We start from the raw sequence: 26,625 nt of genomic DNA, 5'->3' as shown, positions 1-26,625 counted from the left end.
CCGTCGGCGCCTGCGAGTGCTGCTCTAGCGTCACCGGGTTCGCCCGTGGGGCTGCCACTTGCCGCCCGCCGGCACCTGCGGGCCGCCTTTGCCTGGCCGCGCAGTTCCCCGCGCCCCCGGACGGCCGCCCTGGCGGGCGCCTCGACGGGCGCCCGCCAGGGCGCTCAGGGGCGCGAGGAACTGCGCGAGCAACCACGCCGCACCGTCCGCCCGGGACGAACCCCACCCCCTACGGCGGGAGGCGGCCCCCCGTCGGGAGGCGGAACCCCACGCCGGGAGGCGGAACCCTGCACCCGCGCCCGAAGGCAAACGACCCCGGGACGGAAAACGGCTCGGCCCCCTTCACCGAAGGGGGCCGAGCCGTCTGTTCCGGCCGGGCTGGAACCCGGTCGCTCGGGCATCAGCCCCGATAAAGTGCCTCGATCTCGTTCGCGTAGTCCTTCGCCACCACGTTCCGCTTCAGCTTCAAGGACGGCGTCAGATGGCCCGACTCCTCGGTGAACTGGTGGTCGAGGATACGGAACTTGCGGACCGACTCGGCCTTGGACACCGCGGCGTTGCCGTCGTCGATCGCGTCCTGGATGGCGGCGGCCAGGTCCGCGTCCTCGCGCAGCGAGGCAGCGGTGGAGCCGGCCGGCTTCCCGTGCTCCGCGGCCCAGCGGGCCAGGAACTCCTCGTCGACCGTGACCAGCGCGCCGACGAACGGCCGTCCGTCGCCGACCACCATGCACTCCGCGACCAGCGCGTGGGCACGGATACGGTCCTCTATCACCGCCGGAGCGACGTTCTTGCCGCCCGCCGTGACGATGATCTCCTTCTTGCGGCCGGTGATGCGGAGGTAGCCGTCCTCGTCGAGGGTGCCGATGTCACCGGTGTGGAACCAGCCGTCGGCGAGTGCCTCGGCGGTGGCGGCCTCGTTGTTCCAGTACCCCTGGAACAGGTGCTCGCCGTGCAGCAGCACCTCGCCGTCGTCGGCGATACGGATCACGGAGCCGGGCAGCGGCTGGCCGACGGTGCCGATCTTCGTACGGTCCCACGGGTTGAAGGCCGTGGCCGCGCAGGACTCGGTGAGGCCGTAGCCCTCCAGCACCGTGAAGCCGATACCGCGGAAGAAGTGGCCGAGCCGCTCGCCCAGCGGGGCACCGCCGGAGATCGCGTACTCGCCGCGACCGCCGAGCACCGCGCGCAGCTTGCTGTAGACGAGCTTGTCGAACGTCTTGTACTTGATCTTCAGACCGAGGGACGGCCCCGAGGGGGTGTCCAGCGCGCGGCTGTACGCGATCGCCGTGTCCGCGGCCTTGTCGAAGATCTTGCCCTTGCCGTCCGCCTGGGCCTTGGCGCGCGCCGAGTTGTAGACCTTCTCGAAGACGCGCGGCACACCGAGGATCAGCGTCGGCCGGAACGAGGCCAGCTCGTCGGTGAGGTTCTTGATGTCCGGGACACAGCCCAGCTTGATCGGCGCCATCATCGGCGCGACCTGCACGAGCCGCCCGAAGACGTGCGCGAGCGGGAGGAACAGCAGGACCGAGCACTCGCCGGTGCGGAACAGCGGGCGCAGCCGCTCCACGATGTTGCCGCACTCCGCGAAGAAGGCGCGGTGGGTCAGGACGCAGCCCTTGGGGCGGCCGGTGGTCCCGGAGGTGTAGACGATGGTCGCCGGGTCGTCCGCCTTGGCGAACGAGCTGCGCTCCTCGACGGTGGCGTCACTGACGTCCGCGCCCAGGCGCCCCAGCTCCTCGACGCCGCCGGCCTCGATCTGCCAGACGTGTTCGAGGGCGGGCAGCCGGTCACGTACCGACTCGACGCAGGCCGCGTGCGCCGGCAGTTCCACGATGCAGGCGGTGGCGCCGGAGTCGCCGAGGATCCACTGCACCTGCTCGGGGGAGCTGGTCTCGTACACCGGCACGGTGATGGCGCCGGCGCTCCAGATCGCGAAGTCGAGCAGCGTCCACTCGTAGCGGGTACGGGACATCAGGCCGACCCGGTCACCGGGCCGCACGCCCGAGGCGATCAGACCCTTGGCCGCGGTCAGCACCTCGGCGAGGAAGGTCGTGGCGCTGACGTCCGTCCAGGTACCGCCCACCTTGCGGGCGATCACGGCTACGTCGGGATGCTGCGCGGCGTTTCTGCGGACGATGTCGGTGAGATTTCCGTCCGCAGGGACCTCGTACAAAGCCGGAAGGCTGAACTCGCGCAAGACTGCTGCTCCTCATAGGGCGCCGACGCCACGACTCTGTGTGATGCGACGGTGCGGTCCAAGGCTCGGGCAAGTACTCAAGAGATCATTTGTTGAAATCCCGAGTACGACTGGACTGCCCGGACGTTACCCGCCGGTATGGGGTCTTCGACAGGGGGTCCCGGCGAGATGTTCCATGCGTCACACGTGGTGGCGTTCCTGCGCGCACAGTAGTCCACGCCCTTCCGCGCATGCCAGTAATCGCAGGTCCGGCCGCCTCTGTTCACGTTTGCCGCACCCGCCTACGCTTGATCGTCATGGCATCCACACCTGTCGGCCGTCCGAGGACGCGCATTCATGTGGTCAGCGACGTGCACGGCAACGCCCGCGACCTGGCCCGGGCCGGCGACGGCGCCGACGCCCTGATCTGCCTCGGTGACCTGGTCCTCTTCCTCGACTACGCCGACCACGCGCGCGGCATCTTCCCGGACCTCTTCGGCGTGGAGAACGCCGACCGCATCGTCGAGCTGCGCACCGCCCGCCGCTTCGAGGAGGCGCGCGCGTTCGGTGCCCGGCTGTGGGCGGGCATCGGCACCGACCGGGCCGCGGCGATCGAGAAGGCGGTGCGCAAGCAGTACGCCGAGATGTTCGCCGCGTTCCCGGAGCCGACGTACGCGACCTACGGCAATGTCGACATGCCGGCTCTGTGGCCGGAGTACGCCGGCCAGGGCACCACCGTCCTGGACGGTGAGCGGGTCGAGATCGGCGGCCGCGTCTTCGGTTTCGTCGGAGGGGGACTGCGGACACCGATGCGGACGCCGTACGAGATCAGCGACGAGGAGTACGCGGCCAAGATCGAGGCGGTCGGCGAGGTCGACGTGCTGTGCACGCACATTCCGCCGGAGGTGCCGGAACTCGTGTACGACACCGTGGCGCGCCGCTTCGAGCGCGGCTCCCTCGCGCTGCTGGACGCGATCCGGCGCACGCGCCCCCGTTACGCGCTCTTCGGCCACGTCCATCAGCCTCTCGTCCGCCGGATGCGTGTGGGGGCGACGGAATGCGTCAATGTGGGGCACTTCGCGGGGTCGGGCCGACCCTGGGTGCTGGAGTGGTGACGCCGCGACGGTTCCGAGGGCCAGGTGGGGTGAGGCGTCCGTGGTCGTGCGCGGTAGCCTTCACGCTGCACACACGTGCGCACCGACCTCCCTCACCGGACCGCATCTGGAGGAGCCACCGCGATGGCGGAACACACCAGTTCGAGCATCACGATCGAAGCGGTACCGGCTGACGTCATGGCGGTGATCGCCGACTTCGCCCGGTACCCGGACTGGACGGGTGAGGTGAAGGAGGCCGAGGTCCTCAAGTCGGACGAACTCGGCCGCGCCGAACAGGTCCGGCTCGTCATGGACGCCGGCGCCATCAAGGACGACCAGACTCTCGGTTACACCTGGACCGGCGACCACGAGGTCTCCTGGACCCTGGTGAAGTCCCAGATGCTCCGCTCGCTGGACGGCTCCTACCTCCTCGAGCCCGCGGGCAAGGGCGCCACCGAGGTCACCTACCGGCTGACCGTCGACGTCAAGATCCCGATGCTCGGCATGATCAAGCGCAAGGCCGAGAAGGTCATCATCGACCGCGCCCTGGCCGGCCTGAAGAAGCGCGTAGAGGAAACGACCTAGTCCCTCTGGGGGCCCGCCTTCACGTCCCGCCCGGCCGCGCCCTCGCCACCCACGACCGCTTCTTCGCCCCCTCCGCCCCTACCCGTCCCACCCCTGGGGCTCCGCCCCCGACCCCGCTCCTCAAACGCCGGAGGGGCTGGATTCTCCCGGCCGGGGCTGTGACCGTCTGGATCGCGCACCCGCAGCCGGGAGCGCGCCGTCGGGGCCGTGCCGGTACATCGATGCCCGTCGCCACCGACGGCCACGCCTCATCCAACGGCGACGGGCTGATGCACCGGCGCGGCCCCGACCCACCCACCGGCCGGACCCGGAAACCGCCGAGGCCACCACACCGGTAGCGTTCACCCCCATGCGCACCATCCTGATCACCGGCCAAGGCGGCACAGGCCGTACCACCGTCGCCGCGGCCACCGCGCTGAAGGCGGCGAGGCAAGGCACCCGCACCCTGGTGCTCACCGCCGACCGCACCGACACCCTCGGCGCCGTGCTCGGCGTCCCCACCGGCCCCGACCCCGTGGAAGCCGCCCCCGGTCTCACGGCCTGGCGCCCCGACGCCGCCGCCCGGTTCCGCGACGACCTCACCGCCTTCCAGCGGCGCGCCACCACCGCCCTCGACCTCCTCGGCGCCTCCCGCCTGGACGCCGAGGAAGTCACCCCGCTCCCCGGCGCCGAGGAACTCGCCCTGCTGCGCGCCCTGCGCGACGCCGCGCTGTCGGATGCGTACGGCCTGCTCGTCGTGGACCTGCCCCCAACCCCGCAGGCCCTCGCCCTCCTGGCGCTGCCCGAGGAGCTCCGCCGCTATCTGCGCCGCCTGCTCCCGCCGGAGCGCCAGGCGGCCCGAGCCCTGCGTCCGGTCCTCGGGCGGCTCGCGGGCGTGCCCATGCCCGCCGAGTGGCTGTACGAGACCGCGGGGCGCTGGGACATCGAGCTGGCCGCCGTGCAAGGCGTGGTCGAGGACCGCGCCACGACCGTACGACTGGTCGCCGAGCCCGGACCCGCCGGAACCGACGCCGTCCGCACCGCCGCCACCGCCCTCGCCCTGCGCGGACTGCCCGTCGACGGACTCGTCGCGAACCGGGTGCTGCCCGGCGCCACCAACGACGCCTGGCTGGGAGCCCTCGCGGCCCAGCAGCGCAAGGCCCTGGACGAGTGGCGGGAGACGTACACGGTCCACGAGGTCCCGCACCGCGGCCACGACCCGCGCGGCACCGACGACCTCGCCGCGCTTGCCGTGCCCGGCGTCAACACCGCGCCCACCCCCGTCGAGTGGCCCGTCGCCGACCGGCTCGCCGACGACGGCGTGCTCGTGTGGCACATCCCGCTGCCCGGCGCGATACGCGACGAACTCGACCTCATCCGGCGCGGCGACGAACTCGTCGTCACCGTCGGCCAGTTCCGCAGGATCGTCCCGCTCCCGTCCGCGCTGCGCCGCTGCACGGTGTCCGGAGCCGCGCTGCGCGAGGGCGAGCTGCGCATCCGTTTCACGCCGGATCCCGGGCTGTGGCCGCGCGAGAAGTGACGTGCCGCCGAGAACCGGCCGTGCCCGATCCGGGGAGCCGGGCACGGTGAACGAGGTACCCCCGTTCGGGTAACGTCGAGAGCAAGGAAAACGTAGGCAGGAGTCCCGCCATGAGCGAAGAGCGCCCCCCATCCGACGCCGCTCAGGAGGAGACGGCCGACGAGGTACGCGTCGAGGAAGCGCACGCCACGGACGCCGACGCCTGGGCGAAGGCCTGCGCGGAGGACCTCGCCGCGGAGCAGGCCCGCCGTCGCGCCCAGCACGGCGCGCCGCCCGGCTCGGCCGCCGAGGAACTGCGCAAACTCGTCGACGCCGTCGCCGACAAGCTCTCCGGGCTCCAGTCGCCGCTGTTCGGAGCGGTCGCCTCCGGCACCGCCCAGCAGATGGTCAGCCAGGTCGTGCAGCAGGCCAAGGCCGCCGTGGAACCGGTGCTGGAGCGCAACCCCGAGGTGTTCGACCACCTGGCGGCCGCGGGCTCGGAACTGCTCGCCGCCTACCGCTCGGCCGTCGAGAACCAGGAGCGCCGCTGGACCACTCGGGGCACAGGTTCCCGCGACGACGAGTCCGGTCCGGGCGAACACATCGACTTGGACTAATCGCCCCTCGGGTACGGTTGGCCGTAGCGGGGCTCGACCGAAACTGAGGGATTCATGGGACTCACCATCGGCGTCGATATCGGCGGCACGAAGATCGCGGCCGGTGTGGTCGACGAGGAAGGCAATATCCTCTCGACGCACAAGGTGCCGACCCCGAGCACGTCCGAGGCCATTATCGACGCCATCGCCTCGGCAGTGGAGGGCGCGCGTGCCGGTCACGACATCGTCGGTGTCGGCATCGGTGCCGCCGGATACGTGAACCGCCAGCGCTCGACGGTCTATTTCGCGCCGAACATCGACTGGCGCAACGAGCCGCTCAAGGCCGAGGTCGAGCAGCGCGTGGGCCTGCCGGTCGTCGTGGAGAACGACGCGAACGCGGCAGCCTGGGGCGAGTACAAGTTCGGCGCCGGCAAGGGCCACCGCAACGTCATCTGCATCACCCTGGGCACCGGCCTCGGCGGCGGCATCATCATCGGCAACAAGCTGCGCCGCGGCCACTTCGGCGTGGCCGCCGAGTTCGGCCACATCCGGATGGTGCCGGACGGACTGCTGTGCGGCTGCGGCTCGCAGGGCTGCTGGGAGCAGTACGCCTCCGGCCGCGCCCTCGTCCGTTACGCCAAGCAGCGGGCCAACGCGACCCCGGAGGCGGCGGAGGTCCTCCTGGGCCTCGGCGACGGTACCCCCGACGGCATCGAGGGCAAGCACATCTCCATGGCCGCCCGGCAGGGCGACCACGTGGCGGTGGACTCCTACCGCGAGCTGGCCCGCTGGGCCGGCGCGGGTCTGGCCGACCTCGCCTCGCTCTTCGACCCGTCCGCCTTCATCGTCGGCGGCGGCCTCTCGGACGAGGGTGAGCTGGTCCTCGACCCGATCCGCAAGTCGTACAAGCGCTGGCTGGTCGGCGGCAACTGGCGTCCGGTCGCCGATGTGATCGCCGCGCAGCTGGGCAACAAGGCGGGTCTCGTCGGAGCGGCGGACCTGGCCCGGGAGCCCGACCCGATCATGTAGGTCCCGCACTTCTCGCACGGCAGCGCCCGCCGCACCCTCACAGGACGGCGGGCGCCCCCGTGTCCGCCCCATCCCCGGGAGGCGTCGGCCGCCATATCCTCCGGGAGGCTCCGGGGAGGCGTCGTCCCGCGCCCGCCGTATGCCCCGGGAGGCGCGTCGGGCCGCCGCGCCCGCCCGACTCCACGGGACACCAGCGGGCCGCCCCCCGTGTCCGCCGGTTCACCCGCCCCGGCGTCCGCCTCACCCGATCGAGGGGTCCCTCGGCGCGTCAGGAGCACCGCTCCACCAGCCGGTGCCCCCTGCGGGCGAGCCATGTGGTTCTTCGGCCCTTCCGGCGGGCTCCCGGCGCGTATCTTGATCGCCATGCCGACCAGCTCCTCCGCCAGTCCGCTGCCCGCGTCCCGCACCGAATCCGACGGTTCGGCCGTCATCCGCGTGCTCAGCTACAACATCCGCTCGATGCGCGACGACACCGCAGCGCTCGCCCGGGTGATCAGCGCCTGCGCACCGGACCTCGTACTGGTCCAGGAGGCGCCGCGCTTCTTCCGCTGGCGCAAGAAGCTCGCGCGTCTTGCCGCCGCCTCCGGGCTCGTCATCCTGTCCGGAGGCGCCACCGCCTCCGGGCCCGCGCTGCTGTGCACCCTGCGGGCCACCGTGGAGCGCACCGAGGACGTCCTGCTCCCGCTCACCCCGGGGCTGCACCGGCGGGGCTTCGCCACGGCGGTCGTGCGGTTCGGCGGAGCCCGGCTCGGCGTGCTGAGCTGCCATCTGTCGCTCCAGAAGGACGAGCGCTACGAGCAGAGCGGCCTGCTCCTCGACCGTCTCGCCGGTTTCGGCACCCCGCACGCCGTCGCGGGCGGCGACCTCAACGAACGCCCGACAGGACCGACGTTCCGCCGTCTGGCGGGCGCGCTCCAGGACGGCTGGGCGACCCGTCCCTGGGGCGGGGAACACACCTGGACGTTCGCGGGCCCCGACCGGCGCATCGACGCCGTCTTCGCCACGCCCGGCATCGAGGTCCTCGGCTGCGGAGTGCCGCTCGGCCTGCCCGGCGTGGGCGAGGACGACCTGAGGGCGGCCACGGACCATCTGCCCGTACTGGCCGCCCTCAGAGTGCCCGCGTCCTGAGCGCGGCTCGGATCACCCGTCCTGGGCGCGGCTCGGATCATCCGTCCTGGGACGGGCCGGAACCTCCCGCCGTATCCGGGGCCGAGGCGCGGCCGTGGTCAGACGACCGCGCCGCGCCCCGGGTCCTCGTGGTCCTCGTCGTCGTCCTTCATGCGCGTCACCAGGGTGGCGAAGCCGCCGAGGAAACCGCCGATGCCGAGGGAGGTGAGCCACCAGGTCATGTCCCAGCCGAACAGGACGGCCAGCAGAAGCAGCGCGGGGCCGCCGAGTACGCCGAGCCAGGCGAACTTGGCGGTCGTGTCCGCGGCGGGCAGCGGAGGCGGCTCGGGCGGAACGAAGTGGCCCTCGTCGTCCTCGTCGAAGTCGCCCTCGGACGGCTCGGGCGCGCGGTAGTCCCGCGGGCCGCCGACACCGGGCGCGAAGGCGATCGAGCTGCCGAGCGGCTTGACGACGGAGGGCAGGTCACCGGGGGAGGTCAGGTCGCCCGTGGAGGCCTCCGGCTCGGGCCCTGCTCCCGGAGCCGGGGCGTCGTCGCCCTCGCCGTCCCCGGTGCTCCCGCCACCGCCACCGCCATCGGTCCCGGAGTCGGTGTCCGGCCCGGGCTCGGGGAGTGCCAGGTCCTCGACCGACCGGAACGGCCGCGAGCCGGGCGGGTCCGGCGGCTCCTCGCCGTATCCCTCGACGATCGACTTCCAGGCGGCCTCCTCGTCGAACGGCACGCTCTGTTCGTCGCCGGAGGACTCCCCGCGGGCATCACCGGGCGATTCTTCGAGCCGCTCCCCGGCGGACTCGGTGAGCGCGTCGCCGAGGCCCTCGCCGCGAGCCCCGTCGAGCGGCTCGCCGACGGGTACGCCCTTCTCCTCCGGATCGCCGCGGTCCGCGTCGTGCTCAGCCACCGGCTGCCGTCCCTTCCTGTGGGCCCACCCGACCGGCGTCGGCCTCCTTGCCGGCACCGGGCGCGAGCCGGGTGACGAAGGAGTGGCTCTCCTCGAAGATCCGGTCCGCGTCCAGGTCCAACGTCGCGACGTGGTAGCTCTGTTCCAGCACGATCTCCGTCACGTCCGTGGAGGACACCCGGCCGAGGATGCGCGCCGAGTCGGCGGGGGAGACCACATGGTCCTGGAGGCTGTGCAGCAGCAGGAGCGGCTGGGTGACCTGCGGCAGCTCCGCGTCCACGATCCCGCACAGCAGACGCATCGAATGCGCGGCGTGCAGCGGCACCCGGCCGTAGCCGATCTCCTCGGAGCCCTCCTTCGCGATGTCGCTCGCGATGCCCTTCGTCGAGGGGACCAGGTGGCGCAGGACCGGCAGGAGACGGGCGGCGGCACCGTGCACCTTGTTCAGCGGGTTGACGACCACGATGCCGTCGATGTCGTCGCCGTGCCTGGCCGCGAGCCGCAGGGCCAGCGCGCCGCCCATCGACAGCCCGAAGACGAAGACCCGCGAGCACCTCTCGCGCAGCGCGCGCAGTTCGCGGTCGACCTCCGCGTACCAGTCCTGCCAGCCGGTGACCTGCATGTCCTCCCAGCGCGTGCCGTGCCCCGGGAGCAGGGGCAGCGCGACGGTCAGACCGCGCTCGGCGAGGTACTCCGCCCAGGGGCGCAGCGACTGCGGGGAGCCGGTGAAACCGTGGCAGAGAAGGACGCCGACCTCTCCGCCTTCGTGGCGGAACGGCTCGGCTCCAGGAAGGACCGGCACCTCGGTCTCCTGTTCATGAGTTGGGGCGGAAAACGACTCCGGGTGTGCTTCACCGTACGCGACCGTACTGACACCGACCAGGGTCGTCGGGTCCTTTGACGGTGCTCCGGGTTAAGGTCTGATCCACGACACAGGAGGCACGCGGGTGATCTACGGCGCAATGAAGTTTTCCATCGGAGGGCCACTGAAGCTCGCCTTCAGACCCTGGGTGGAAGGCCTCGAGAACATCCCCGCCGCGGGCCCGGCCATTCTGGCGAGCAATCATCTGTCGTTCTCGGACTCGTTCTTCCTGCCGGCGGTCCTCGAACGCAAGGTGACCTTCATCGCGAAGGCCGAGTACTTCACGACCCCGGGCATCAAGGGCCGGATGACGGCCGCCTTCTTCAAGGGCGTCGGCCAGCTCCCGGTGGACCGGTCCGGAGGGCGCGGCGCGGGCGAGGCGGCCATCAAGAGCGGCATAGACGTCATCGAGCGCGGTGAGCTGTTCGGCATCTACCCGGAGGGCACGCGCTCGCCCGACGGGCGCCTCTACCGCGGCAAGCCCGGCGGTCTCGCGCGCGTGGCCCTCGCCACCGGCGCGCCCGTCATCCCGGTGGCGATGATCGACACCGAGAAGATCCAGCCTCCGGGCAAGCTGATGCCCAAGCTGATGCGTCCGGGCATCCGCATCGGCAAGCCGCTCGACTTCAGCCGCTACAGCGGCATGGAGCACGACCGGTTCGTGCTCCGCGCGGTGACCGACGAGGTCATGTACGAAATCATGAAGCTGTCCGGCCAGGAGTACGTCGACATGTACGCGACGGCCGCCAAGCGGCAGATCGCGGAGGCGGCGAAGGCCGAGAAGGACGCCGAGAAGGCGGCCAGGGCGGCACTCGCCCAGGCCGAGAAGCAGGCGGCCAGGGAACAGGCCGAAGCGCAGGCCGAGAAGCAGACGGAAGCGCAGACCGAAGCGCTGAGCGAATCACAGGCCGAAGTACCGCCCGCGGACCAGACCGCGGACCAGGCAGAGGCCCCGGCCGGGGAACAAGGCGGGGAGCAGGCCGGTCCGTCGGACGGTCCAGGGGGAGCGGGGGAAGCCGAGCCGACCGACAGGCAACGGTCCGGCTCCCAGGAGCGTCCGTAGGGACGTCGGCAGTCGGGGGTGGGGGACATGGCCAAGCGCGAGAGAGTCATGAGGATGTCGGTCGAGCAGCCGCTGTGGCGTGCGCTGAGCGGCTACCGGGTGCTGACCGTGCTGTACGCGATCGGGCTCTTCGCCACCACGTACGACAAGTTTGCCCGCCCGTGGGTGGCCGTCGCGTTCTTCGCCTTCCTGCTCGTCTGGACGCTGGCCACGCTGCCGAGCGTCTCCGGCGCGGCCAACTGCACCAAGCGGTTCCTCGTCGCCGACCTCACCGTCGCACTGGCCGGGATCCTGCTCACCCGTGTCGCCGACTCCGCCGCGCGCATCGACGCGGGCGGCCCGACGCTGCCGTCGATATGGACGGCGGGTGCCGTCCTGGCCTTCGCGATCAAGGGCGGCTGGCGGTGGGCGGCCTTCGCCTCCACCCTCGTCGCCGCGGCCAACCTCGTCGAGCGCGGCGCCCCGGCCCGGGACACCGTGCACAACGTGATCCTCGTCTGGGTCGCCTCGATCGCCATCGGCTACGTCGTCGAGGTGGCCCGCGCCTCCGAGCGCACCCTCGCCCGCGCCCTGGAGATCGAGGCGGCCACCCGCGAACGCGAGCGCCTCGCCCGGGACATCCACGACGGTGTGCTCCAGGTCCTCGCCATGGTGCAGCGGCGTGGCAGCGCGCTCGGCGGCGAGGCCGCGGAGCTCGGCCGGATGGCCGGCGAGCAGGAGGCCGCGCTGCGCACGCTGGTGTCGGGCGGCATGGTGCCCGTCTCACGGGTGTCGGAGGACGCCGCGCTCGGCGCGGTGGTCCGCGCCGTCGACGAACCCGACGACGCGGACCCCGATGCTCCGCTCGACCTGCGCGCCCTGCTCGCCCCGTACGCCACCGCGCGCGTGACCCTCTCCGAGCCCGGCGCGCCGGTGCCGCTCGGCCCGCCCGCCGCGCGGGAGGTGGCAGCGGCCGTGGGCGCCGCCCTGGACAATGTCCGTCAGCACGTGGGCGAGGACGCCCGCGCCTGGATCCTGGTCGAGGACGAACCGGACGCCGTGATCGTGACGGTGCGCGACGACGGCCCCGGCATCCCGGAGGGGCGTCTGGCCCAGGCCGAGGGCGAGGGGCGGCTCGGAGTGGCGCTGTCGATCCGCGGCAGGCTGCGCGAGCTGGGCGGCACTGCGGAGCTGATCTCCGTCCCGGGACAGGGCACCGAGGTCGAGCTGAAGGTACCGAAGGACACACGGGGGAAGGCGAAGACGCGATGACGAAGGCGACGGTAGGGCGATGACGGGCGGGACTGCGGCGCAGCCGCGGGCGGAGGAGAGCCGCATCAGGGTCATGGTGGTGGACGACCATCCCATGTGGCGTGACGCCGTGGCCCGTGACCTGGCGGCCGCCGGGTTCGACGTGGTCGCGACCGCCGGCGACGGCGAACAGGCCGTGCGCCGTGCCCTGGCGGTGGCACCCGACGTGCTCGTCCTCGATCTGAACCTGCCCGCCAAGCCCGGCGTCCAGGTCTGCAAGGAGCTGGTCGGCGCCGATCAGTCCCTGCGCGTCCTGGTCCTGTCGGCCAGCGGCGAGCACGCCGACGTGCTGGAGGCGGTGAAGTCCGGCGCGACCGGCTACCTCCTGAAGTCGGCGTCCGCGGAGGAACTGACCGAGGCGGTGCGCCGGACCGCCGCCGGTGACCCGGTGTTCACCCCCGGCCTCGCGGGACTGGTCCTCGGCGAGTACCGCCGGCTGGCCTCGGAACCCGTCCCGGCCACGGGCGCCGACGAGCCGAGGGTCCCGCAGCTGACCGACCGCGAGACCGAGGTGCTGCGCCTGGTCGCCAAGGGCCTGAGCTACAAGCAGATCGCCGAGCGCCTGGTCATCTCCCACCGCACCGTCCAGAACCATGTGCAGAACACCCTGGGCAAGCTCCAGTTGCACAACCGGGTCGAGCTGGTCCGCTACGCCATAGAGCGCGGACTGGACGAGGCCTGACCGCCACAGATGCCGTCTTTCGGGTGATCTATTGATCAACTGGCCGACAATTCACCGGAACAGCCCTTCCGCACCATGCCGAAGTGACCTGGATCACTATTAGCGTGAGTCCGACAGCCAACCGTGGCGAAGGGACTTTCCATGCGGGTCGGAGTACTGACCGGAGGCGGCGACTGCCCCGGGCTCAACGCCGTCATCCGGGGCATCGTCCGCAAGGGCGTTCAGGAGTACGGCTATGACTTCGTCGGCTACCGGGACGGCTGGCGGGGGCCGCTCGAAGGCGACACCGTACGGCTCGACATCCCGGCCGTGCGCGGGATCCTGCCGCGCGGCGGCACCATCCTCGGATCCTCGCGCACCAACCCCCTCAAGCAGGAGAACGGCATCCGCCGGATCAAGGAGAACCTCGTCAAGCAGGAGGTCGAGGCGCTCATCGCGATCGGCGGCGAGGACACCCTGGGCGTCGCCGCGCGGCTCGGCGACGAGTACGGCATCAACGTCGTCGGCGTACCGAAGACCATCGACAACGACCTCTCCGCCACCGACTACACCTTCGGCTTCGACACGGCGGTCAACATCGCGACCGAGGCCATCGACCGCCTGCACACCACCGCCGAATCGCACATGCGCGTCCTCGTCTGCGAGGTGATGGGCCGCCACGCGGGCTGGATCGCCCTCCACTCGGGTCTGGCCGGCGGCGCGAACGTCATCCTCATCCCCGAGCAGCGCTTCGACGTGGACCAGGTCTGCGCCTGGGTGACCTCGCGCTTCAAGGCCTCGTACGCGCCGATCGTCGTCGTCGCCGAGGGCGCCATGCCCAAGGACGGCGACATGGTCCTCAAGGACGGCAGCCTGGACTCCTTCGGGCACGTCCGGCTCTCCGGTGTCGGCGAGTGGCTGGCCAAGGAGATCGAGCGGCGCACCGGCAAGGAGGCCCGCACCACGGTCCTCGGGCACGTCCAGCGCGGCGGGACGCCCAGCGCCTTCGACCGCTGGCTCGCCACCCGCTTCGGGCTGCACGCCATCGAGGCGGTCCGCGACGGCGACTTCGGCAAGATGGTGGCGCTGCGCGGCACCGACATCGTCCGTGTCCCGATCGCGGAGGCCACCGCCAGGCTGAAGACGGTCGACCCCGGCCTGTACGCGGAGGTCGGGGTGTTCTTCGGCTGAGGCGGCACCCCGCCCGTGCCTGAGCGGCTCCGGGGGTACGGGCCGTATATTCGGCCCGTACCCCAGCACGGGAGAGACCGGTGGAGATTCTGGCGTTCGGCGTCCAGTCCGACGAGAAGCCCCTGATCGAGAAGGCCTTCGAGGGACGCCACGAGGTCCGCTGCCTCGACGTCTTCCTCAGCGAGGACACCGCCCCCATCGCCACCGGCTACGAGGCCGTGTCCACCAGCGTCAACTGCGCCCTGGGACACCGCGTTCTGCAGACCCTGGCGGCCGGCGGCACCCAGCTCGTCGCCCAGCGCTCCACCGGGTTCAACAACATCGACCTCGACGTCGCCGAGCGCCTCGGGATGACGGTCGCCCGGGTCTCGTCCTACTCGCCCTACTCCGTCGCCGAGTTCGCCTGGACCCTCGGCCTGGCCGTCAACCGCCGCATCGTGCGCGCGTCCAACCGCACCCGCGACTTCGACTTCCGTCTCGAAGGGCTGATGGGCCGTGACATGCACGGCCGCACCGCAGGAGTCGTCGGCACCGGGAAGATCGGCGAGGCCTTCGCCCGGATCGCCCACGGTTTCGGCATGAAGCTGCTCGGCTGGGACATCGCCGAGAACCCGGCGTGCGTCGCACTCGGCATGACGTACGTCTCCAAGGAGCGCCTTCTCGCCGAGTCCGACCTCGTCACCCTGCACGTCCCGCTGATGCCGGGGACCCAGCACCTCATCGACGCCGACGCCCTGCGCATGATGAAGGACGACGCGATCCTGGTGAACTCCAGCCGCGGCGGCCTCATCGACAGCCAGGCCCTCGTCGCCCAGTTGCGCGAGGGCCGCTTCACGGGTGTCGGCCTCGACGTGTACGAGGCGGAGGCCGGACTGTTCTTCCTCGACAAGTCCCTCGAAACCGTCGAGGACGACACCCTGGCCCGCCTGGTCACCTTCCCGAACGTCCTGGTCACCTCGCACCAGGCCTACTACACCCGTGACGCGGTCGGCCAGATCGTCGACGCCACCGCCGCCAACGTCCTCGACTACACCGAGGGCCGCCGCTCGGAGAACGTGCTCGTGCCGCGCAGCTGACCCGTCAGCTCCCGTACGACGGCCGCGCCGTTGAGCGTCAGCACCGACTCCGGGTGGAACTGCACGCCCGCGAAGCCGGGACCGCGCAGCGCGTGCACCTCGCCGTTCGCGGCCCGGCTGACCTCGACGCCGTGCGCCGACAGCTCCGCCAGCGTCTCGTCGTCGCAGTGCGCCACGAAGCTGTTGTAGAAGCCGACGGTCTCGGGCCGCCCGAAGAGGTCGACGCGCGTCTGCGCTCCCTGGTAGGGCACGTCCTTGCGGACGATGTCCAGCCCCAGCTCGACCGCGATCAGCTCGTGGCCGAGGCAGACACCGAGGACGCCGTGCCGGTGCTCACGCAGCACCTCGGCGGTCAGGCCGCGCAGGAAGCGCATCTTGGGGTCCGTCGCGTTGCGGGGATCGCCGGGACCCGGCCCGAGGACCACCGGCCCCTCGTGCGCGAGGACGATCTCGCGCAGCCCCGGTTCGTCGTACCGGCGTACCGTCACCTCGAGCCCGGACGAGCGCAGGACATGCGCGAGCATCGCGGTGAAGGTGTCCTCGGCGTCCACGACCAGCGCGTGCCCGGCGAGCTCCTGGGACCGCTCCTGCATCCGCAGCCAGAACGGCGCCAGCGAGGCCCGCCGCCCGTCCAGCGACGCCCGCACCCGCGGATCGTCGCCCAGCCTCGCCCGTACGCCGTCCGGGCGCGGCCGGCCGGGCCGCACCCCCAGCGCCGCCAGCACCCCCGCCGCCTTGGCGTGCGTCTCGGCGACCTCGCCCGCCGGATCCGATCCCCGTACGAGAGTGGCGCCGACCGGCACGCGCAGCCGGCCGTCCGCGTCGATGTCGGCCGTGCGGATGAGGATCGGGGAGTCGAGGGTCTGCGCCCCGGGCCCGCCGTCCGGCCCGTCCTCCCGCTGCCGCCCGACCAGCGCCAGCGCCCCCGCGTAGTAGCCGCGCCCGCCCACCTCGTGACGCTCGATGACCCGGCAGGCGTTCTGCACGGGCGAGCCGGTGACGGTCGCCGCGAACATGGTCTCCCGCAGCACGTCCCGCACGTCCAGCGAGGAGCGGCCCCGCAACTCGTACTCGGTGTGCGCGAGATGGGCCATCTCCTTGAGCCGCGGCCCGATCACCACCCCGCCCATGTCCCCGACCGTGCACATCATCTTGAGCTCCTCGTCGACGACCATCGAGAGCTCCTCGATCTCCTTGCCGTCGGCGAGGAACGCGAGCAGGTCCTCGGGCGTCGGCCCCCCGTCCGGGTAGCGGTAGGTCCCGCTGATCGGGTTCATCACGACCGTCCCGGCGGACATCCGCACGTGCACCTCCGGGCTCGCCCCGACCAGCGTCCGCTCCCCGGTGTGCACGACGAACGTCCAGTACGCGCCCCGCTCGCCGACCAGCAGCCGGCGGAACAGCGCCAGGGCGTCGGCCCGTCCGAACCCCGGGATCCGGCCCTCGTACGTCCGCCGGATCACGAAGTTGGCGCCCTCGCCGCGCCCGATCTCCTCCCGCAGCACCCGCTCGACGATCCCGGAGTACTCCTCGTCACCGACGTCGAAGCCCCCGCCCTCGACCCGGACGTCGTGCGCCGGCAACTGCGCCAGCGCCCGCGCGAGCGGCAGTTCGTGGCGCTCCTCGGGGGTGAGCACCGCGAGCGGGGTGCCGTCGTCGCGGACGTCGAAGCCGCGCTCCCTGATCTGCCGGAACGGGATCAGCGCGAGACCCTCGTCGGGGATGTCGGCGAGGCGCTCCACCTCGCGCACCGGCCCCAGCAGCAGTTCGACCACGTCGTGGTCGCGGCCGGGAGTACGGCGGCGCAGCAGGGCGAAGGGACGGGGATCGTCCAGCAGGTCGAGCAGGTTCATCGGTGCGGTCCTTCTCTCGAATCGTGCATCTCGGAGAGGAACGGCCCGGGTCCGCAAACACCGAAGGCCGCCCCTCGGGCGGCCTTCGCGAAGTCGTGTCTACGCGCAGTCAGTGGGCCGCCGGATGAGCGGTCCACCACCAGTTCTGGTTCGAATGCGCGAACATGCGCCGCACCTTACCCGACGGTGAGGGGCGGGCAACAGCGTGAAACGGTCCCGCGGGGCGTTCCGACCGTCCGGTCACCGGCCATGGATGGCCAGACAGACCGAACGCACCGAGAAACGAGAACCATGCACGCAGTCCGTTCGTCCCAGCCCCGCCGGAAGGGCGTCCGCGCCCTGACGGTGCTCCTCGCGGCGGCCGCCCTCGCCGCCGGGCCACTCGTCCCCGCGAGCTCCGCCCCGCGCACGGGCGACGCCGAGGACCTCACCCAGGTCGCTTACCGCGGCTACATCTTCACCGTTCCCGACTCCTGGAAGATCGTGGACCTGAAGAGGCATCCCGACACCTGTGTCCGCTTCGACCGGCACGCCGTCTACCTCGGCACCCCCGGCACCGACCAGAACTGCCCGGCCAGGGCCAGCGGCCGTACCGAGGCGCTGCTGGTCCAGCCCGCCCCCGTGGCCCCCAGGGCCGTCACGGAGAACCCGACGGCCCGCACCTACCGGGCCACCGCCGACCGCATCGCCGTCACCGCGGCCTACGGATACGACCGCGCGCGCATCCAGGACGTCCTGAGCAGCGCCGGACTGCCCGTCGCCGCCGCCCGGCGCGAGGAACCCGGGCAGCAGCGCGCTGTGGCCCCGCTGCCGAAGGACGCGACCTCCTTCCGCGGCGAGGGCTTCGACGCCTGCACCGCGCCGAGCCAGTCGGCGATGGACGCCTGGCGCGACGACTCCCCGTACGGCGCCATCGGTGTCTACATCGGCGGTCTCAACCGCGCCTGCGCCCAGCAGCACCTGACCGCCGACTGGGTGCGGACGCAGTACACACGCGGCTGGCGGTTCTTCCCGCTGTACGTCGGCCGGCAGCCCTCCTCCGACGGCGGCAGCTGCGGAGGCGGCTGCGCGGCCATCACCAGCCCGGTGTCACAGGGCACCGCGGGCGCCGACGACGCCGTCAAGCAGGCGGCCGCGCTGGGCTTCGGCAAGGGCACGGTGCTCTATCTCGACCTGGAGCACTACGAGCCCGGAGGCAAGGTCACCGACTCGGTGCTCGCCTACCTCCAGGCGTACACCGTGCGCCTGCACGCACTCGGCTACCGCTCCGGCGCGTACGGCAACACCTCGTCCCTGGTGTCCGACCTGATCGCCAACAAGAGCCGCGTCACCCTGCCCGACGTGATCCACTTCGCCCGCTGGAACCGGGTGTCGAGCACGTCGGACTCCTCGATCCCCTCGACGCTGTGGAACAAGCACCAGCGCGTCCACCAGTACGTGGGCGACACGACCGAGACCCACGGCGGTGTACGGATCTCCATCGACCGTGACCGGCTCGACGTGGACTAGTGCCGCGACAGGCAACGTTCGCCCCGTCGCGACTCCCGGCACGCTCCCCCAAGCTCTTCGAGCAGGGGGCACCCCCACTCGCCGCACCGGCCGAAAGCCCAAGTACATCCAGTACGAGGACTTCCGGCCGGCACACCGAGAGCACGCACCGGGCGCCGCTCCTTGACGGGCAAACATTGCCTGCCGCGGCACTAGGCACCGGCCGTCTTCTCTCCGGGCCGCCGTACGGCCGCCCGGAGAGTCGCCGATCGAGCGCGGTTCGTCTCAATTGATGAGCATGTGAATGGACGCCGGAGCCGACCCCGTAGTGTTGTCCGGGTGACCGTGAACGCTAAGTCCAGCGCGAGCGCTGGCAACACCTGGCGAGACCTGCCCGCGGCGCAGCAGCCCGAGTACCCCGATGCCGAGGCTCTGCGCGATGTGATCGCGGAGCTCGCGTCGTATCCGCCGCTCGTCTTCGCGGGCGAGTGCGACCAGCTGCGCGCCCGGATGGCGTCCGTCGCCAAGGGAGAGGCGTTCCTTCTCCAGGGCGGCGACTGCGCCGAGGCCTTCGACGCCGTGTCGGCGGACCACATCCGCAACAAGCTCAAGACGCTGCTCCAGATGGGTGCCGTCCTCACGTACGCCGCCTCGGTACCGGTGGTGAAGGTCGGCCGGATCGCCGGCCAGTACTCCAAGCCCCGCTCCAAGGGCACCGAGACCCGCGACGGCGTGACCCTGCCGACGTACCGGGGCGACTCGGTCAACGGCTTCGACTTCGACGAGAAGTCCCGCATCCCGGACCCCGAGCGCTTGAAGCGGATGTACAACGCGTCCGCCTCCACGCTCAACCTGGTGCGCGCCTTCACCACCGGCGGTTACGCCGACCTGCGCCAGGTGCACGCCTGGAACCAGGACTTCGTGAAGTCGTCCCCGTCCGGCCAGCGCTACGAGCAGCTCGCGCGCGAGATCGACAACGCGATGAACTTCATGCGGGCCTGCGGCACCGACCCGGAGGAGTTCAAGACCGTCGAGTTCTACGCCTCCCACGAGGCGCTGCTCCTCGACTACGAGTCGGCGCTGACCCGCGTCGACTCGCGCACGGGCCACCTGTACGACGTCTCGGGCCACATGGTGTGGATCGGCGAGCGCACCCGTCAGCTCGACGGCGCGCACATCGAGTTCGCGTCGAAGATCCGCAACCCGATCGGGATCAAGCTGGGCCCGACGACGACGGCCGAGGAGGCGCTGCAGTACATCGAGCGCCTCGACCCGGACCGTGAGCCGGGCCGTCTCACCTTCATCGTGCGGATGGGCGCGGACAAGGTCCGCGACAAGCTGCCCGAGCTGGTCGAGAAGGTCACCGCCTCCGGTGCGACCGTGGCCTGGGTGACCGACCCGATGCACGGCAACACCTTCGAGGCCGCCTCGGGCCACAAGACCCGCCGCTTCGACGACGTGCTCGACGAGGTCAAGGGCTTCTTCGAGGTCCACAAGGGCCTCGGGACCCACCCGGGCGGCATCCATGTCGAGCTCACCGGTGACGACGTCACCGAGTGCGTGGGCGGCGGCGACGAGATCTTCGTCGACGATCTGCACCAGCGCTACGAGACGGCCTGCGACCCCCGTCTGAACCGCAGCCAGTCCCTTGACCTGGCCTTCCTCGTCGCCGAGATGTACCGCGACCAGTAGCAGATCAACAGGCGTCACGCCTGTTACGGGCACCTGCAGTGGGGCGCGGATCACATACGATCCGCGCCCCACGCCACTTTTGTGGTTCCTATGTGACGGGTAAGGTTAGGTTAGCCTCACCGATCATCGGGATGGCGTGACCCAACGATTCCGGCGGGAGGTGAACCGGGTGTACGTCTGCAGTTGCTTCGGGATCACCGAACAGCAGGTGAAGAAGCACGCGGCGGACGGTGCGTGCACTCCGCGGCAGATAGCCTCGGCCTCCAAGGCGGGTACGGACTGCGGTTCGTGCGTACGCCGGATCCAGGCGCTGCTGGGCAGGGGCTCGTGTCCGCGCCGTGAGCTGGCCGACCAGGGCATGCCGGTGCTCTCCGAGGTTCTCGCGGAGGCCGGGACCGGTCGGCGCGAGGCCGTCGAGTACGGGACCGCGGCGCGCGAGGCCGCCTAGCCCGGAAGCCCCGCCGGCCCTGAAGCCGCCTAGCTCTCCGGCTGCTCGATGAGCTGCGCGAGGTAGAGCGCCTCGCCGAGCTTCTCGACCAGTTCCAGCTGGGTGTCCAGGTAGTCGATGTGGTGCTCCTCGTCCTCGAGGATCGACTCGAAGATGTTCGCGGACGTGATGTCGCCCTTCGTGCGCATCACCTCGATCCCGCGCTTGAGGCGGTCGATCGCCTCGACCTCCACCTGCCGGTCGGCCTGGAACATCTCGGTGACGGTCTGCCCCACCCGGACATGGAAGAGCCGCTGGTAGTTCGGCAGTCCGTCCAGGAAGAGAATGCGGTCGGTGAGGACCTCCGCGTGCTTCATCTCGTCGAACGACTCGTGCCGGGTGTACTTCGCGAGCTTGGTCCAGCCGAAGTTCTCCTGCATCTTCGCGTGCAGGAAGTACTGGTTGATCGCGGTCAGCTCACCGGTCAGCTGCTCGTTGAGGAATTCGATGACCTCGGGGTCGCCCTGCATCGCAGAGGCTCCTTCCAAGCGGGGGACTGGGCAGATTGCGCCGCATCTTTGCACCGGTGTCCGGGAGCGTCCAGTAAGTGCATGCTTACTCCGAGTTGCCCCGATCCTGGCCGTGCTGGTCATGGGCACCGTTCCGGGTCTGTCAGGATGGAGTCATGGGTCAGCCGGTGGAGCGCGAATCTGGAGAAACGGCACAGTCGGAGCTTCCGCCGGGACAGCGACTTCAGCGCGGCTGGCCGGTCACGCACTACGGTCCCGTACCCAAGTTTCGCCCCGAGCGCTGGGAGTTCAGGGTCTTCGGAGCCACCGCCGACGGCGGGAAGCAGTGCTGGACCCACGACGAGTTCACCGCCCTCCCGTACTCCTCCGTCGTGGCCGATCTGCACTGCGTCACGAAGTTCAGCATGCTGGGGGCCGAATGGGGGGGTGTCCCCGCCCGTACGATCCTGGAGATAGCCCCGCCCGCGCCCGCCGTCACCCACGTGATGGTGTGGGCCGAGTACGGCTTCAGCTCGAACCTGCGTCTCGCGGACTTCGCGTCCGAGCGCACCATCTTCGCCACCCACAAGGACGGCGAACTGCTGACGGCGGAGCACGGCTTCCCGCTGCGCCTGGTCGTCCCGCATCTGTACGCGTGGAAGGGGCCCAAGTGGGTGCGCGGCGTCGAGTACATGACCGCCGACCGCCGCGGCTTCTGGGAGGAGCGCGGCTACCACAACGTCGGTGACCCCTGGCGCGAGCAGCGGTACTCCTACCAGGAGGAACCCGGGGACGGTCCCGAGCTCTGAGCCCCTGGCCCGAGTGCCGACCGCGTCCCCGGTGCCGGTGTCCCGGCAGGTCAGTGGTGGTACCGGTGCACCACGGCGTGCCCCCTGCCCCGGCCGATCGTCCACTTGTTGACCGGGGTCGTGACCACGAAGGCCACCACGAGCGAGATCAGCAGTGACCCCCAGAACAGCAGGTCGCCCAGCTGCGCGTCCATCGCGTCCGGCCACAGCGCGATGACGCCGTTGTCGATCAGCTCCATCACCGCGATGGACAGCGTGTCCGCGGCCAGCGCCACCCGGAAGGCGGTCCGGAAGCCGACGCCCGCCCTCAGCACTCCGCGCAGGGTGAGCGCGTAGCCGAAGAAGAAGGCCAGCGCGATGGCCAGGACCGTCGTCGGCAGGTTTCCCCACCCGAACGCCGTGCCCACCACCATGCCCAGCACCTCGCCGATGGCACAGCCGGTGAGGCAGTGCAGGGTGGCCAGGGCGGCCAGGGACCAGGTGGCCGCGGCCGGCCCGTGGTGGTGGGCGTGGTGCGGGTCTTCGTGCGTGCCCGCGTGCGTGTCCGTGTGCGCGGGCCTGTCCGTGTGTTCCCCGTGCTGCATGAGATCCCCCAATGTCGAGTCACGGCGCCTTCGCACAGAAGGAACCATATACCCCCCTGGGGTATTCCCGAGGGTTGCGGGACCGATCGCGGGACCGCGCGGCTCTATCCGTCGCGGAGCTTCTTCAGCCGCTCCACATCGCCCGCGTGCCCTTCCTTCCCGCCGGGGGTCTCGATGATCAGCGGGACCCCCTCCGTGGCGGGGTGTGTCATCAGGGCGCGGAACGGGTCCTCGCCTATGTGGCCGGAGCCGATGTTCTCGTGGCGGTCCTTGTGCGCGCCGACCACATCCTTGGAGTCGTTGGCGTGGATCAGCTTCAGGCGCCCCTCGCCGACGGTGTCGACCAGCAGATCGAGGGTCTGGTGCATGCCGCTCGGCCCGGTCAGATCGTGGCCCGCCGCGAAGATGTGGCAGGTGTCGAGGCAGACGCCCAGCTTGGGGTGGGCGTCCAGGGCCTCGAAGTAGGGGCCGAAGTCCCAGGTGCGGGAGCAGAGGGAGGCACCCTGCCCGGCCGTCGACTCCAGCAGCAGGAACGGGTCGTCGTCATGGGTCAGTTCGTCCAGCAGCGGCAGCAGACGGTCGCGCACCTGCTTCAGGGCGACGGACCGCTCCCGGCCGCCGGTGGCGCTCCCGGTGTGCACGACCACGCCCAGGGCGCCGATCTCCCGTCCGCGCCGCAGCGAGTGCCGCAGCGACTCCACCGACTTCTCGGCCGTCGCCTCGGTGTGCGAGCCGAAGTTGATCAGGTACGGGGCGTGGACGTACGCGGGAATCGATCCGGCGGCGCACGCGGCGCGGAAGTCCTCGTCCTGCTTCGGGTTCCCGGCGGGCGTCGCCCAGCCGCGCGGGTTGGCGACGAAGACCTGGACGGTCTCGGCCGCCAGGTCACGGGCGTAGGCCAGGCCGACGGAGTTGAGGCCGCCGGCCACGGGGACATGGCCGCCGACGGGGTTGCGGAGCTGCTTGCTGGTCACACCCGTCAGGGTGTCACGCGCCGTCGGGCACCCCGCGGGCGGACCCGTGAGGGGACCTGTACGCGGACTTCGCGGGGGAGCGGCCTCCGAGCGCTGCCCGGTCGGAGGCCGTACGTCGCAGGGGCCCGGCGGCGGATCGGCTCAGCGGATCTGGATCGTGATCGTCGAGCCCTTGGGCGCCGTGTCGCCGCCGTCCACCGACTGCTTCTTGACCGTGTCACCGAAGAGCCCGAGCAGCCCGCGGTCCTCGTCGACCTGGAACCCGGCGTCCTCCAGCGCCTTCTTGGCGTCGTCCACGCTGTCGCCCACGACGTCCGGGACCTCCACCATCTCGGGGCCCTTGGAGAGGGTCAGCGTCACCGTGTCCCCCGTGGCGGCCTCACGGCCCGCGCGCGGTGTCTGCTGGGCGACCTGGCCCTTGTCGAACTCCGAGTTGACCCGCTCCGCGGCGATCTTCACCTTCAGGCCCGCGCCCTCCAGCTCCGCCGTGGCGTCCTCGACCGACGAGCCGGTCACGTCGGGCAGCTCCACCGGGGCGCCCTTGCTCACGACGATCGCGATCGCCGAGCCCGAGTGCCGCTCGGTGCCCGAGGCCGGATCCGTACCGATCACGAACCCCTTGAGCACGTCCTGGCTGAACTCGCGCGTGACCATGCCCGCGGCGAGCCCGTCTCTCTTGAGCACCTCTCTCGCCTTGAACAGGGCGAGGCCCTTGAGGTCCGGCACCTTCACCGTCTGGGGGCCGTCGGAGACGGTCAGGGTCACGGAGTCGTTGTCGCGGATCCGCTCGCCGACACCGGGGTCGGTGCTGATGACCGTGCCCCGCTTCACGGTGTCGCTGTAGGCGTGCTTGACCCGCTTGACGTCCAGCCCTGCGCCCTGGAGCTGGGTCCTGGCCTGCTGCTCCGTCTTCGCCAGGACGGGCGGGACCTTGGTGAACTGGCCCGAGTTGATGTACCAGACACCGGCGCCGAGGCCGAGCACCAGCACGATCGCGGCGATGACCAGCATCATCCCGCGCCGCGGCCGCGTGCCCGGAACCTGCGGCGGCCCGACCGGCGCGGTGGTGAACGGGCTGCTCTGCTCGAACCGGCTGGTCCGGTCGAGGGCGCTGTCGTCCTCGTTCACGGGCAGCAGACGGGGGACGGACAGCGAGCGCGGGATCACGCTCGTACGGTCGTCGGCGTTGTCGTGGCCCACGGACAGCGCGCCCGGCGGGACCGCGTCGAGCTGATCGGCGGTGAGACCGGCCCGGGCTTCGAGGACCTGGCCGAGCAGGGCCACCGCGTCGGCCGGGCGGATCTCGGGATTGCGGGCCGTGGCCGCGGTGACCAGCTCGTCCAGCGCGTACGCCATGCCCGGCACGGTGGCCGACGGAGGCGGCACGTCCTCGTGGAGGTGCTGGTAGAGCACCTGCACGGGGGAGTCCGCGGTGTGCGGCTTGGCGCCGGTGAGCATTTCGTAGAGGACGACTCCGCAGGCGTAGACGTCGACACGGGTGTCGGAGGTGCCGTGCTCGATCTGCTCGGGGGCGAGGTACGACACGGTGCCGAGGACGGTGCCCGTCGTGCTGGTCACCGTGTCCACGGCGCGGACGAGACCGAAGTCCGCGACCTTCACCCGGCCGTCGTCCCCGATCAGGACGTTCTCCGGCTTCATGTCGCGGTGCACGAACCCGGCGCGGTGGGCCGCGCCGAGCGCGGCGAGCACCGGCTCCAGGATGTCGAGCGCGGCCCGGGGCTGGAGGGCGCCGCGCTCGCGCAGCACGTCGCGCAGGGTGCACCCGGCGATGTACTCCATGGCCAGATAGACGTACGACCCGTCCGCCCCCTGGTCGAAGACCTGCACCACATTGGGGTGCGCCAGCCGTGCCACCGATTTGGCCTCGCGGATGAAGCGCTCGACGAACGAGACGTCCGCGGCCAGCGTCGGGTGCATCACCTTGAGCGCGAGCACGCGGTCCAGACGGGTGTCCAAGGCCCTGTAGACCGTGGCCATCCCGCCGACCGCGATCCGTGCGTCGACGCGATAGCGGCCGTCGAGCACGTGTCCGACAAGCGGGTCCTGAAGGGTCGTATCCACGCAGGTGAGTCTACGAGCCGCCACTGTCACGAGGTCCCGTTCGGCCGATACAGGGGCCCGACTGCAGCCGACCTGTGACGCTCATCGCACGTACGAATGTCTGTTCGTCGTGCAGATGTCCGATCATGGCCCGTCTGTCACCGCAAGGCCACAACGCGACAACCCGCACGCCCGTCCGGCCGGAAACCGATGGAAGCCGATGGAGAAGCCGGCATGGAAACCGGTGCGGAGACTGGCGCGGAAACCGGCGGCCGGCGGACCTCGGTCAGAACGCCGGGCGCTCGGGGTCCAGCGCCGCCACACCCTCCACGGGAGAGGACGCCGTGGCGAAGTGCCTCCGGGGGATGCGCCCGGCCCGCCGTGCCAGGCGCCCCGCCTCCACCGCGTGCCGCATGGCCTCCGCCATCAGGACGGGTTCCTGAGCCCGTGTCACCGCCGAGGCCAGCATCACCCCCGCGCACCCCAGCTCCATCGCGAGCGCGGCGTCCGACGCCGTGCCCGCTCCCGCGTCGAGGATCACCGGCACGCGCGCGTGCTCGACGATCAGCTCGAAGTTGTGCGGGTTGCGGATCCCGAGCCCGGACCCGATGGGCGAGCCGAGCGGCATGATCGCCGCACAGCCGACGTCCTCCAGCTTCCGCGCCAGCACCGGGTCGTCGTTCGTGTAAGGCAGCACGGTGAAGCCGTCGTCGACCAGCGTCTCCGCCGCGTCGAGCAGCTCGATCGGATCGGGCAGCAGGGTCCGCTCGTCGGCGATGACCTCCAGCTTGACCAGATCGGTGCCCAGCGCCTCGCGCGCCAGACGAGCGGTCAGCACGGCCTCGCCCGCGGTGTAGCAGCCGGCCGTGTTCGGCAGGACACGGATGTTCAGCCGGCCGAGCACCGACAGGACCGAGCCGTGCACCGACGCGTCCACGCGCCGCATCGCGACCGTCGTCAGCTCCGTGCCGGACGCCACCAGGGAGCGCTCCAGCACGTCGAGGCTGGGCGCGCCGCCCGTCCCCATGATCAGCCGGGACGCATAGGTCGTACCGCCGAGGAGGAAGGGGTCGTCTGCCATGG

At 71.2% G+C, this 26,625-nt stretch carries 24 protein-coding genes and 1 pseudogene; 15 read left to right on the top strand and 10 right to left on the bottom strand.

All coding sequences use genetic code 11. The features are described from left to right. Positions 1-400: 400 nt before the first annotated feature. Positions 401-2,197 carry an AMP-dependent synthetase/ligase gene (locus OG410_RS12675; protein WP_329299221.1) on the bottom strand — a complete coding sequence of 599 codons (1,797 nt, stop codon included), beginning with the start codon at positions 2,195-2,197 and terminating at the stop codon, positions 401-403. A gap of 338 nt (positions 2,198-2,535) precedes the next feature. Between OG410_RS12675 and OG410_RS12670 the strand changes: the two genes are divergently transcribed. The 6 genes from OG410_RS12670 to OG410_RS12645 all read left to right on the top strand — a co-directional run bounded on the left by OG410_RS12670 (position 2,536) and on the right by OG410_RS12645 (position 8,106). Then, complete coding sequence (locus OG410_RS12670) at positions 2,536-3,291, top strand: metallophosphoesterase family protein (protein ID WP_329304103.1); 756 nt, start codon at positions 2,536-2,538, stop codon at positions 3,289-3,291. A 123-nt stretch (positions 3,292-3,414) separates the two neighbouring features. Continuing rightward, positions 3,415-3,855, top strand: coding sequence for an SRPBCC family protein (locus OG410_RS12665; RefSeq protein ID WP_329299220.1), 441 nt, complete (start codon positions 3,415-3,417; stop codon positions 3,853-3,855). 349 nt (positions 3,856-4,204) lie between these two features. Next, entirely contained in the window at positions 4,205-5,374 is a 1,170-nt protein-coding gene (locus OG410_RS12660) for an ArsA family ATPase (protein ID WP_329299219.1), read from the top strand. Positions 5,375-5,484: 110 nt separating this feature from the next. Beyond that, the gene (locus OG410_RS12655) at positions 5,485-5,970 is read left to right on the top strand and encodes a DUF5304 domain-containing protein (RefSeq protein ID WP_329299218.1); all 486 of its coding nucleotides are present in this window, start codon (positions 5,485-5,487) and stop codon (positions 5,968-5,970) included. Between the two features lie 54 nt (positions 5,971-6,024). Next, positions 6,025-6,978 carry an ROK family glucokinase gene (locus OG410_RS12650; protein WP_329299217.1) on the top strand — a complete coding sequence of 318 codons (954 nt, stop codon included), beginning with the start codon at positions 6,025-6,027 and terminating at the stop codon, positions 6,976-6,978. A 363-nt stretch (positions 6,979-7,341) separates the two neighbouring features. Next, on the top strand, positions 7,342-8,106 hold the full coding sequence (locus OG410_RS12645; protein WP_329299216.1) for an endonuclease/exonuclease/phosphatase family protein: 765 nt from the start codon (positions 7,342-7,344) through the stop codon (positions 8,104-8,106). 98 nt (positions 8,107-8,204) lie between these two features. Here OG410_RS12645 and OG410_RS12640 read toward each other — a convergent pair whose 3' ends face one another. Then, positions 8,205-9,002 (bottom strand): hypothetical protein, encoded by a 798-nt coding sequence (locus OG410_RS12640; protein WP_329299215.1) that lies wholly within the window; start codon positions 9,000-9,002, stop codon positions 8,205-8,207. Beyond that, complete coding sequence (locus tag OG410_RS12635) at positions 8,995-9,804, bottom strand: alpha/beta hydrolase (RefSeq protein WP_329299214.1); 810 nt, start codon at positions 9,802-9,804, stop codon at positions 8,995-8,997. Before OG410_RS12635 ends, OG410_RS12640 begins: the two co-directional genes overlap by 8 nt. A gap of 160 nt (positions 9,805-9,964) precedes the next feature. Here OG410_RS12635 and OG410_RS12630 point away from each other — a divergent pair. The 5 genes and pseudogenes from OG410_RS12630 to OG410_RS12610 form a co-directional block, all read left to right on the top strand. Further along, positions 9,965-10,744, top strand: a pseudogene (locus OG410_RS12630) (lysophospholipid acyltransferase family protein); the annotation flags it as partial. A gap of 210 nt (positions 10,745-10,954) precedes the next feature. Next, on the top strand, positions 10,955-12,178 hold the full coding sequence (macS, locus tag OG410_RS12625) for a MacS family sensor histidine kinase (RefSeq protein WP_329299213.1): 1,224 nt from the start codon (positions 10,955-10,957) through the stop codon (positions 12,176-12,178). A 73-nt stretch (positions 12,179-12,251) separates the two neighbouring features. Beyond that, positions 12,252-12,899 carry a response regulator transcription factor gene (locus tag OG410_RS12620; protein WP_329304102.1) on the top strand — a complete coding sequence of 216 codons (648 nt, stop codon included), beginning with the start codon at positions 12,252-12,254 and terminating at the stop codon, positions 12,897-12,899. A 141-nt stretch (positions 12,900-13,040) separates the two neighbouring features. Next, positions 13,041-14,069, top strand: coding sequence for a 6-phosphofructokinase (locus OG410_RS12615; RefSeq protein WP_329299212.1), 1,029 nt, complete (start codon positions 13,041-13,043; stop codon positions 14,067-14,069). Between the two features lie 80 nt (positions 14,070-14,149). Then, positions 14,150-15,145, top strand: a complete 996-nt coding sequence (locus tag OG410_RS12610) for a 2-hydroxyacid dehydrogenase (RefSeq protein WP_329299211.1) — start codon at positions 14,150-14,152, stop codon at positions 15,143-15,145. Here OG410_RS12610 and OG410_RS12605 read toward each other — a convergent pair. Both OG410_RS12605 and OG410_RS42570 read right to left on the bottom strand, forming a co-directional pair. Then, positions 15,097-16,998, bottom strand: a complete 1,902-nt coding sequence (locus tag OG410_RS12605; protein WP_329299210.1) for an anthranilate synthase family protein — start codon at positions 16,996-16,998, stop codon at positions 15,097-15,099. The two genes, OG410_RS12610 and OG410_RS12605, sit on opposite strands and share 49 nt — an antisense overlap. A 109-nt stretch (positions 16,999-17,107) precedes the next feature. Next, the gene (locus OG410_RS42570) at positions 17,108-17,164 is read right to left on the bottom strand and encodes a trp operon leader peptide (protein WP_101392327.1); all 57 of its coding nucleotides are present in this window, start codon (positions 17,162-17,164) and stop codon (positions 17,108-17,110) included. Positions 17,165-17,289: 125 nt separating this feature from the next. Here OG410_RS42570 and OG410_RS12600 point away from each other — a divergent pair, with 125 nt between their 5' ends. The 3 genes from OG410_RS12600 to OG410_RS12590 all read left to right on the top strand — a co-directional run bounded on the left by OG410_RS12600 (position 17,290) and on the right by OG410_RS12590 (position 20,626). After that, complete coding sequence (locus OG410_RS12600; RefSeq protein ID WP_329299209.1) at positions 17,290-18,507, top strand: glycoside hydrolase domain-containing protein; 1,218 nt, start codon at positions 17,290-17,292, stop codon at positions 18,505-18,507. 318 nt (positions 18,508-18,825) lie between these two features. Beyond that, positions 18,826-20,178 carry a class II 3-deoxy-7-phosphoheptulonate synthase gene (locus OG410_RS12595; protein ID WP_328668619.1) on the top strand — a complete coding sequence of 451 codons (1,353 nt, stop codon included), beginning with the start codon at positions 18,826-18,828 and terminating at the stop codon, positions 20,176-20,178. Between the two features lie 160 nt (positions 20,179-20,338). Further along, a complete protein-coding gene (locus OG410_RS12590) occupies positions 20,339-20,626 on the top strand; it encodes a (2Fe-2S)-binding protein (protein WP_329304101.1) in 288 nt (95 codons plus the stop codon). A gap of 29 nt (positions 20,627-20,655) precedes the next feature. On the opposite strand, the gene bfr is transcribed toward OG410_RS12590, so the two are convergent. Further along, a complete protein-coding gene (gene bfr / locus OG410_RS12585) occupies positions 20,656-21,135 on the bottom strand; it encodes a bacterioferritin (RefSeq protein WP_326788272.1) in 480 nt (159 codons plus the stop codon). Positions 21,136-21,290: 155 nt separating this feature from the next. Here bfr and OG410_RS12580 point away from each other — a divergent pair, with 155 nt between their 5' ends. Further along, complete coding sequence (locus OG410_RS12580; protein WP_329299208.1) at positions 21,291-21,923, top strand: sulfite oxidase-like oxidoreductase; 633 nt, start codon at positions 21,291-21,293, stop codon at positions 21,921-21,923. Between the two features lie 50 nt (positions 21,924-21,973). On the opposite strand, the gene OG410_RS12575 is transcribed toward OG410_RS12580, so the two are convergent. The 4 genes from OG410_RS12575 to OG410_RS12560 form a co-directional block, all read right to left on the bottom strand. Then, on the bottom strand, positions 21,974-22,507 hold the full coding sequence (locus OG410_RS12575; protein ID WP_329299207.1) for a DUF4396 domain-containing protein: 534 nt from the start codon (positions 22,505-22,507) through the stop codon (positions 21,974-21,976). Between the two features lie 104 nt (positions 22,508-22,611). Next, positions 22,612-23,481: a deoxyribonuclease IV gene (locus tag OG410_RS12570; RefSeq protein ID WP_329299206.1), complete on the bottom strand. Its 870-nt coding sequence runs from the start codon at positions 23,479-23,481 to the stop codon at positions 22,612-22,614. Positions 23,482-23,622: 141 nt separating this feature from the next. Continuing rightward, positions 23,623-25,563 carry a Stk1 family PASTA domain-containing Ser/Thr kinase gene (gene pknB / locus OG410_RS12565; RefSeq protein ID WP_329299205.1) on the bottom strand — a complete coding sequence of 647 codons (1,941 nt, stop codon included), beginning with the start codon at positions 25,561-25,563 and terminating at the stop codon, positions 23,623-23,625. A gap of 265 nt (positions 25,564-25,828) precedes the next feature. Then, a complete protein-coding gene (locus tag OG410_RS12560) occupies positions 25,829-26,623 on the bottom strand; it encodes a thiazole synthase (protein ID WP_329299204.1) in 795 nt (264 codons plus the stop codon). Positions 26,624-26,625 lie beyond the last annotated feature (2 nt).

It is taken from the genome of Streptomyces sp. NBC_00659 (assembly GCF_036226925.1).
Taxonomy (GTDB): domain Bacteria; phylum Actinomycetota; class Actinomycetes; order Streptomycetales; family Streptomycetaceae; genus Streptomyces.
The sequence above is the reverse complement of the archived record's forward strand: the minus strand, read 5'-3'. Positions and strand labels throughout refer to the sequence as shown.